This is a genomic window from Mycobacterium sp. TH-M15 (genome assembly GCF_057473705.1).
The window spans coordinates 1-3,440 of the sequence record NZ_JBYCLB010000190.1 but is presented as its reverse complement, the minus strand read 5'-3'; the positions used below and the strand labels follow the sequence as shown (position 1 = coordinate 3,440).

3 protein-coding genes and 1 pseudogene are annotated in these 3,440 nt (G+C 69.8%); all 4 read right to left on the bottom strand.

The window, feature by feature from the left end:
• On the bottom strand, positions 1-871 hold an 871-nt coding region (locus tag AC2VNT_RS04540; protein WP_486945717.1), incomplete at its 3' end, for a CaiB/BaiF CoA transferase family protein.
• Positions 872-987: 116 nt separating this feature from the next.
• Positions 988-2,037 (bottom strand): annotated as a pseudogene (locus tag AC2VNT_RS04535) (alpha/beta fold hydrolase); the annotation flags it as partial.
• Positions 2,038-2,165: 128 nt separating this feature from the next.
• Positions 2,166-2,960 (bottom strand): SDR family oxidoreductase, encoded by a 795-nt coding sequence (locus AC2VNT_RS04530; RefSeq protein WP_486945716.1) that lies wholly within the window; start codon positions 2,958-2,960, stop codon positions 2,166-2,168.
• A gap of 42 nt (positions 2,961-3,002) precedes the next feature.
• A partial coding sequence (locus AC2VNT_RS04525; RefSeq protein ID WP_486945715.1) for an acyl-CoA dehydrogenase family protein occupies positions 3,003-3,440 on the bottom strand: 438 nt, incomplete at its 5' end.

Genomic DNA, 3,440 nt, shown 5'->3' with positions numbered 1-3,440 from the left:
CCCAGTCGCCGATGATGGCGTCCAGCTCGTCCTGGTTGCGACCGCGTGCGAGGTGGTTGGCGAACCGGTCGTCATCGATCAGGTCCGGCCGGCCCATCGCATTGCACAGCCGGGCGAAGACGCTGTCCTGGTTGGCGGCGATCACCACCCAGCTGCCGTCGGCGGTCCGGTAGATGTTCGACGGCGCGATCCCCTCCAGCCGGGTTCCCGACGGGCCACGCACCACACCGCCGACGTCGTAGTCGGGAATGGTGGATTCCTGGATGGCCAGACAGGATTCGGTCAGCGCGACGTCGACCACCTGGCCGGTACCGGTCACGGTGCGCCGATACAGCGCGGCCAGTGCGCCCTGCGCAGCGAACATGCCGGCCAGGCTGTCGCCGAGCGACAGTGCCAGCCGCGGCGGCGGCCCGCCCGGGAAACCGTTCATCTGCCGCAGCCCGCTGACCGCCTCGGCCACCGATGCATAGCCCGCCTTCTGGGCCTCCGGGCCGGTCTGTCCGTACCCGGAGACCCGCACCAGGATGATGCCCGGGTTGCGGTCGGCCAGCGCGTCGTAGCCGAGGTTCCAGCGCTCCAGGGTGCCGGCCCGGAAGTTCTCCACGATGACGTCGGAGCGCTGCACCAGCTCCAGGAAGAGCTCCCGGCCGCGTTCGGTGCGCAGATCCAGGGTGACGGCTTTCTTGTTGCGGGCGTGCACGGTCCAGAAGAAGTGGTGTCCGTCGAGTTCGGCCTGGCCCCAGCTGCGCAGCGGGTCGGGAGCGGTCGGCAGCTCCACCTTGACCACCTCGGCGCCCATGTCGCCGAGTAGCCGGCCGGCGAACGGCCCGGAGATCAGCGTGCCGAGCTCGATGACCCGGATGCCGTCCAGCGCGCCGGTGCCGCTGCGGCGCTCCTCCGCATTGCTGCGCGCTGCCTCGTCGCCGCCGGTGCAGTTGCGGCGCTCCTCCGCATTGCTGCGCGCTGCCTCGTCGCCGCCGGTCGGGGTCACGCCGCACCCGCGAAGCCGTGCCGCGCCAGCCAGTCGGTGATGATGCCGACCGCCTGGCGCAGGTTCTCCCGCTGATCCGGGCCGGTGTAGTAGTGGTTGGCGCCGGGGATTTCGTGGATCTCCTTGTCCGGATGCCCGATCGCCTCGAACAGCCGGCGGGTGTGGCTGGGGGTGCAGGCGTCGTCGGCCAGGTTGCCGATCACCAGCGTGGGCACCGCGATGTCGGGACCGCACGCCACGCCGTCGCCGCGGGCGTCGTCGTAGCTCCACTGGGACAGCCAGCTGCGCAGTATGCAGAATCGGGCCAGCCCGACCGGGCTCATGTTCACCACCTCGGGATCACCCAGGTAGCAGGTGCCCGGGGTGCGTTCGTTGGGATCGATCGTCGGGTCCAGCCAGCGCGGGTCGGCCATGGTGCCGTGCACGACGAACCCGAACTCGGCGTCGGGTTTGCCGGCCGCGCTGAGCCCGGCCAGCTTGGCCTTGACCCAGCCGGTTATCCGGCGGTTACGGTCGATCTGCGCCTGCCGGTAGCGATCCAGGAACTCGGCGGTGTAGGGCGGCTGGTTGGGGTTGTCCGGGTTGTACAGGTCCAGCTCCGGGTCGCGGTCGGTGGGATCGGCCTCGTCGAGGATCGAGGCGTCCAGCCACTCGGTCATGGTGCCGTGCCGGCTGACGTGTGCGGCCAGCAGCATCAGCGCGTCCGCGCGGATCAGGCCCAGCGCGGTCAGGTCCGGGCCGTCGCCGGACGGGCTGGCCGTCACCGTCGGGTGCGCTGCCTGCTGCTGATAGAACAGCGACAGCGAGCCGCCGCCGCTCCAGCCGGCCAGCACCACCTTGGGGTAGCCCAGCTGGTTCTTGGCGTCCTTGATGCACTCGCCCAGATCCTGGACCACCTTCTCCATCAACAGCGCCGAGTCGGTGCCCCGGAACCGGCTGTTGCAGTAGACGACATGGTGGCCGGCCCGGGCCAGGGCGTTGATGATCGGCAGGTAGGCGCCGCCACCGATCGGATGCATGAACACCAGCACCGTGTCGCTGGGCCGCTTCGGGGTGGTGCCTTTACGGAGGTGGACGAAGGACCCCATGCGCGGCTCCGGGCTGACGAAGAGAGAAAAACTAAAAGTAAGATTAGTTTTTGGTTTGGGTTCGCGCAAGGGTGGCCGGCGGGTCGTTACCCGCCCGCGCTGGCGGTGGTGCTCAGTCCGCCGTCGACCGGGATCACCGCGCCGGTGACGAAGGTGCTCGCCGCGGCGGCCAGATACACCGCGGCGGCGGCGACGTCGGCCGGGCGCCCGATCCGTTTGACCGCGGTGGCCGCGGCGATCTGGTCGCCCGCCGCCGCCAGGGTGGCCGCCATCATCTTCGACGGGAACGGGCCCGGGGCGATGGCGTTGACCAGGATCTTCGGCGCCAGCGTCGCGGCCAGATGCCGGGTCAGGTGGTGGACGGCCGCCTTGGACGCCGAGTAGGAGTAGGTGCCCAGCCGGGGCACCACCAGCCCGTCGATCGAGCCGATGTTGATCACCCGCGCCGGGTCGTCGTCGATGGCGGCGGCTTCCAGCAGCGGTCGCGCCGCCTGGGTGAGCAGGAACGGCGCCTTGACGTTGAGGGTGAGCACCTTGTCGAAGGCCGCCGCCGGGAACTCGTCGAACGCCGCACCCCAGGTGGCGCCGGCGTTGTTGACCAGGATGTGCAGCCGCTCCTCCCGGGCGGCGACGGCGTCGACCAACTCCCGGCAGGCGCCCTCATCGCTGACATCGGCCGGCAGCGCATGCACCTCGCCGAACTCGGCCAGCTGCTCGGCGGCCTGCTCACAGGCGTCGGCCTTGCGCGACGAAATGTACACCCGGGCACCGGAACGCAGATAGCCCTCGGCGATCATGTAGCCGATCCCGCGGGTACCGCCGGTGATCAGCGCCGTCTTGCCGGCGACCGAGAACAGCTTGGCGAACGGTTCTGGGAACACACGTCGAGACTAGATCGTGGGGCACCCTGCCCGTGAGCCTTTTTACTTCAGCTCGGACGACGACAGCCCGAGCAGCCGACGGGCCACCACCAGCTGCTGGATCTGCTGGGTGCCCTCGAAGATGTCCAGGATCTTCGAGTCGCGGGCCCACTTCTCCAGCAGGGTCTGCTCGGAATAGCCGGTGGTCCCGGCGAGCTCGACGGCCTTGAGGGTGATGTCGCTGGCCACCCGGCCGGCCTTGGCCTTGCCCATGGACGCCTCTTTGGAGTTGGGGACGTTGTTATCGGCCTGCCACGCCGAGCGCAGCGCCAGCAGGTAGCCGGCCTCCCAGTCGGCCTCCATCCGGAGGAACTCCGCGGCGACCGCGCTTTGGGTGTGCGCCGGCTTGTCGTAGGAGATCTCGATGCCGGCTTCGTCGAGGATTCTGCGCAGCTCCTCCAGCGCGGCGCGGGCGATGCCCACCGCCATCGCCGCCACGAT